Annotated in this window: 6 protein-coding genes; all 6 read left to right on the top strand. The window is 67.6% G+C overall.

All coding sequences use genetic code 11. The features are described from left to right. Positions 1-137: 137 nt before the first annotated feature. Entirely contained in the window at positions 138-335 is a 198-nt protein-coding gene (locus I6U14_RS06680) for a FimV/HubP family polar landmark protein (protein ID WP_296897900.1), read from the top strand. Positions 336-607: 272 nt separating this feature from the next. Continuing rightward, positions 608-1,432, top strand: a complete 825-nt coding sequence (gene truA, locus I6U14_RS06675; protein ID WP_296897898.1) for a tRNA pseudouridine(38-40) synthase TruA — start codon at positions 608-610, stop codon at positions 1,430-1,432. Between the two features lie 94 nt (positions 1,433-1,526). Further along, positions 1,527-2,156: a phosphoribosylanthranilate isomerase gene (locus tag I6U14_RS06670; RefSeq protein ID WP_296897896.1), complete on the top strand. Its 630-nt coding sequence runs from the start codon at positions 1,527-1,529 to the stop codon at positions 2,154-2,156. A gap of 1 nt (position 2,157) precedes the next feature. After that, positions 2,158-3,387, top strand: a complete 1,230-nt coding sequence (gene trpB, locus I6U14_RS06665; RefSeq protein ID WP_296897902.1) for a tryptophan synthase subunit beta — start codon at positions 2,158-2,160, stop codon at positions 3,385-3,387. Next, on the top strand, positions 3,384-4,211 hold the full coding sequence (gene trpA, locus I6U14_RS06660) for a tryptophan synthase subunit alpha (protein WP_296897895.1): 828 nt from the start codon (positions 3,384-3,386) through the stop codon (positions 4,209-4,211). Before trpB ends, trpA begins: the two co-directional genes overlap by 4 nt. Then, positions 4,208-4,863: acetyl-CoA carboxylase carboxyltransferase subunit beta (locus tag I6U14_RS06655; RefSeq protein WP_296897893.1), on the top strand; the 656-nt coding region annotated here is incomplete at its 3' end. The genes trpA and I6U14_RS06655, both read left to right, overlap by 4 nt.

Genomic DNA, 4,863 nt, shown 5'->3' with positions numbered 1-4,863 from the left:
TGCTTCTTGCGTGCTGGCCGGTCAGATGTGTATACTGGAACGATCGGGAACATCGTGCGCAGTCCCCCCCCCAGGCTCCCCCCTAGTCCACCCCCTAAGCCGGGCGAGCCACCGGCACAGCGGATCACGACAGCAGCTTGGGTGATGCACTGTCGTCTCAATGGCCCGTCGATGCGGGGCTGTGGGATGAGATTGCCACCAAACTGGACCTCGCCCGGGCCTATATCGAGATGGAAGATACCGACGCGGCGCGCCCTCTCCTGGAGGAGGTTGTGCAGGAGGGCAGCGCACAGCAGCAGGCCGAGGCCCAGGCCATGCTTGCGAGGATCGGTTGAGGCCGGGGCGCGTGGGTGGTAAGACGGCAGCAGACCACGCAGTGCGCCGCCATCTGAGAGCTCCAAGCCATTGCTGCCCCATTACCCGCGTATCGATCCCTGGCTAAGCAGGCCGTACCCATCCGCGCGCGAGTGCCAGCCCCGTATTCGCCGACACGCTGTCTGGTTGGCTGCTCCTGGAGCTACGTCGGAGCGACGATATAGTGCGTCCTTGCGCGCGCGTCTGAGCTGTTGGGTCCTCCCCGCCGCCGCCGCTGTCCATCGAAGTCGTCATGGCCGGGCATGATGCCGGCGCGCCTGGCCGCCGGACCAGGCGCATCGCCATGGGCGTCGAGTACGACGGCGGTGCCTACAGCGGCTGGCAGCTCCAGCACCACGCCGACACGGTGCAGGCGCGGCTCGAGGTCGCCGTTGGCCGTGTCGCCGCTGCGCCGGTGCGGGTGCATTGCGCCGGGCGCACCGACGCCGGCGTGCATGCGACAGGCCAGGTGGTGCATTTCGACACCCAGGCCTCGCGCAGCTCCCGCAGCTGGGTGTTGGGTGCCAACAGCAACCTGCCGGATGACATCGCCGTGCGCTGGGCGCAGGAGGTGGCGCCGGACTTTCATGCCCGCTTCAGCGCCACCGGCCGCCATTACCGCTATCTCATCCTATGCCGGCCGACCCGCTCGGCCCTGTGGCGGGGACGGGCGGTCTGGACTCACAAGACGCTCCATCTTGCCCGCATGCGCACAGCCGGCTCGCTGCTGGTGGGCCGGCACGACTTCACCAGCTTCCGCGCGCTCGCCTGCCAGGCGAAGAGTCCGGTGCGCACCCTGCGCTACCTGCGCCTTGGCCGGCGTGGCGAGCTGCTGACACTCGAGGTCGGCGCCGATGGCTTCCTGCACCATATGGTGCGTAACATCGCCGGCGTGCTGATGGCCATCGGCAGCGGTGAGGCATCGATCCAATGGGCGGCGGAGCTGCTGGCGGTGCGCAACCGTGCTTTCGGCGGTGTGACGGCGCCGCCCCATGGACTCTATCTCGCCGGCGTGGACTATCCGGCGCATTTTCAACTGCCGCCGCTGGGCGACGCGGCCGGTCCGCCTGTGCTGTAATGGCCGTTTCGGCAGCAGCTGCCCGCCCCGTTCTGGACGCAAATGGCCGCATGCATTCGGATGGCGTGCCCTAAGACAGCTCCCGCTTCCGACCATGCGAACACGCGTAAAGATTTGTGGTCTGACCCGCGAGCAGGACGTCGACGCCGCCGTCGCGGCGGGCGCCGATGCCATCGGGTTCGTGTTCCATGCGCCAAGTCCGCGGGCGGTCAGTATCGAGGCGGCAGCGGCGCTGGCAGCCCGGGTGCCGGCTTTCGTCAGCATCGTCGGGCTGTTCGTGGATGCAGACTCCGCGGTCATCACCGAGGCGGCGCAGCGTGTGCCGCTGGACCTGCTCCAGTTCCATGGGCACGAGCCGCCCGGGGCCTGTGACGGCTTTGATCGACGCTGGATCAAGGCCTTGGCGATGCGCGAGGGCATCGACGTGGAGGCCGCGGCAAGGGATTATCATGGCGCAGCGGCCCTGTTGCTGGACACGTATGATCCAGCCTTGGCCGGCGGCACCGGCCGGTGCTTCGATTGGGACCGGGTGCCCCCGACTCTGGCGCCCCAGATAATCCTCGCAGGCGGCCTCGCCGCCGACAACGTGGCCGAGGCCATTGCCTGCGTGCGGCCCTATGCCGTGGACGTGAGCGGCGGCGTCGAGGCCGCAAAGGGCCGCAAGGATCAACGCAAGATCAACGATTTCATGCAGGGGGTACGCAATGGCGACCGTCGCCGATGAGATGCACGAGCAGCACGCCGCGCAGGCCAAGCAGACCGGCTACCACTATCCGGATGCAAACGGCCACTTCGGCCGTTACGGCGGCCGCTTCGTGCCCGAGACGCTGATGCACCCGCTGGCGGAGCTGACCGAGGCCTACGAGCACTATCTCAAAGACCCCGCCTTTCTCGCCGAGCTGGACAACGACCTGCGCGACTATGTCGGCCGCCCGTCGCCGCTCTACCACGCCGAGCGCTGGAGCCGAGAGCTCGGCGGGGCGCAGATCTTTCTGAAGCGCGAGGACCTCAACCACACCGGCGCGCACAAGGTGAACAACACCGTGGGGCAGGCGCTGCTCGCCAAGCGCATGGGCAAGACCCGCATCATCGCCGAGACCGGCGCCGGCCAGCACGGTGTGGCATCGGCCACGGTCGCCGCGCGCATGGGTCTCGAATGCGTCGTGTACATGGGCGAGGTGGACGTGGCCCGCCAACAGGCCAACGTTTATCGTATGCGCCTACTCGGTGCCGAGGTGGTGTCGGTCAAGTCCGGCTCGCGCACCCTCAAGGATGCGCTCAACGAGGCCATGCGCGACTGGGTCACCAACATCGACAACACCTTCTACATCATCGGCACCGTCGCCGGGCCACATCCCTATCCGGCCATGGTGCGGGACTTTCAGGCCGTCATCGGCCGCGAGACCCGCACCCAGACGCTCGAGCGCGCCGGGCGGCTCCCGGACGTGGTAATGGCTTGTGTCGGCGGCGGCTCCAATGCCATCGGGCTCTTCTACCCGTTTATCGATGACGCCGATGTGCGCATGATCGGGGTCGAGGCGGGCGGCGAGGGGCTCGCCACCGGGCACCATGCGGCACCGCTGTGCGCCGGCACCCCCGGCGTGCTGCACGGCAACCGTACCTATCTGATGGAAGACGAGGACGGCCAGATCGTCGAGACCCATTCCATCTCCGCCGGGCTGGACTACCCGGGTGTCGGCCCCGAGCACGCCTGGCTCAAGGACACGGGGCGCGCCGAGTATGTCGCCGTGAGCGACGGCGAGGCCCTGGCAGCATTCCATGGGCTTACCCGCACCGAGGGCATCATTCCGGCACTGGAGACCAGCCACGCGCTGGCCTATGCGGCCAAGCTCGCGCCCACCATGCGGCGGGACCAGACCATCGTTATCAATTTGTCCGGGCGCGGCGACAAGGACATGGACACCGTTGCGCGGCTGGATGGGATCGTGCTGTGAGCCGTATCGCTGAGCTGTTTGAGCGCCTACGGGATGAGGGCCGTACAGCGCTGATTCCATTTGTCACCGCAGGTGACCCCAATCCGGATGTCACTGTGCCGCTAATGCACCGGATGGTGGCCGCCGGCGCTGATCTCATCGAGCTGGGGGTACCCTTTTCTGACCCGATCGCCGACGGGCCCGTGATTCAGCGCGCCACCGAGCGGGCGCTCGCCGCGGGCGTGCGCCTGCGCGACGTGCTGGACATGGTGCGGGCCTTCCGCGCCGAGAACAGCACCACCCCCGTGGTGCTCATGGGCTATCTCAACCCCATCGAGATCATGGGCGCCGAGACCTTTGCCACCGAGGCCGCTGCCGCCGGCGTCGACGGCACCTTGGTGGTAGACGTCCCACCGGAAGAGGCGGCGGACCTTGCGGGCCTGCTGCGCCCGCAGGGCCTGGACCTGGTGTATCTGTTGGCGCCAACATCAGACGCCGAGCGTATTGCGCGCATCGCCGGGGTGGCGTCTGGCTTCGTCTACTATGTCGCGGTGAAGGGCGTCACAGGCGCCGGCAACCTGGATATCGACGCCGTCGGCGGCAAGCTCGAAGAGATCCGTGCTCAGATCCCGCTGCCGGTGGGGGTGGGCTTCGGCATCAAGGACGGCCCGAGTGCCGCCAGGGTGGCAGCGGTTGCCGACGCGGTCATCGTGGGCAGTGCCATCGTGCAGCGCATGGAGGCGTTGATGGAGCAGCCGGCGCGCATCCCGGACGCCGTCGCTGATTTCCTACGCGCGCTCCGGCAGGCAATCGATGCGGTGGACGCCGGCAAGGAGGGCGCATGAGTCGGCCCAAGGGCGATGCCGTGAGCTGGTTCGAGAAGCTGATTCCAAGCCGCATCCGCACCGAGGCCAACAACAAACGGGCGGTGCCGGAGGGGCTGTGGGACAAATGCCCCGGCTGCAACGCGGTGCTCTACCGTGCGGAGCTGGAGCGCAACCTGGACGTCTGCCCCAAGTGCAATTACCACAACCGCATTGGCGCGCGGCGGCGGCTCAACCTGTTCCTCGACGACGAGCCCGCCGATGCGCCGGTCGAGGAGATCGGCGCCGAGCTCGAGTCAGTGGATCCGCTCAAGTTCAAGGATCTAAAAAAATATCGTGAGCGCCTGTCTCAGGCGCAGAAGCAGACCAGCGAGCGCGAGGCCCTGGTGGTGATGCGCGGCACGCTCAAGCGCATGGCCTGCGTGGCGGCGGCGTTTGAGTTCCGCTTCATGGGCGGCTCCATGGGGTCGGTGGTGGGCGAGCGCTTCGTGCGCGGCGTGGAGGCCGCGATCGAGGACAATGCCGCCTTGGTGTGCTTTTCCGCCAGCGGTGGCGCGCGCATGCAGGAGTCGCTGTTCTCGCTGATGCAGATGGCCAAGACCAGCGCCGCGCTCGGCCGGCTGCGCGAGCGTAAGCTGCCCTTCATCTCGGTGATGACCGATCCAACCATGGG

Source organism: Thiohalocapsa sp. (genome assembly GCF_019695415.1).
Lineage (GTDB): Bacteria > Pseudomonadota > Gammaproteobacteria > Chromatiales > Chromatiaceae > Thiohalocapsa.
The sequence above is the reverse complement of the archived record's forward strand: the minus strand, read 5'-3'. Positions and strand labels throughout refer to the sequence as shown.

Bases quoted from the DNA above. Each gene is read 5' to 3' on its own strand.
- truA (WP_296897898.1), top strand. From the start codon at position 608: ATGGCCGGGCATGATGCCGGCGCGCCTGGCCGCCGGACCAGGCGCATC.
- I6U14_RS06670 (WP_296897896.1), top strand. From the start codon at position 1,527: ATGCGAACACGCGTAAAGATTTGTGGTCTGACCCGCGAGCAGGACGTC.
- trpB (WP_296897902.1), top strand. From the start codon at position 2,158: ATGCACGAGCAGCACGCCGCGCAGGCCAAGCAGACCGGCTACCACTAT.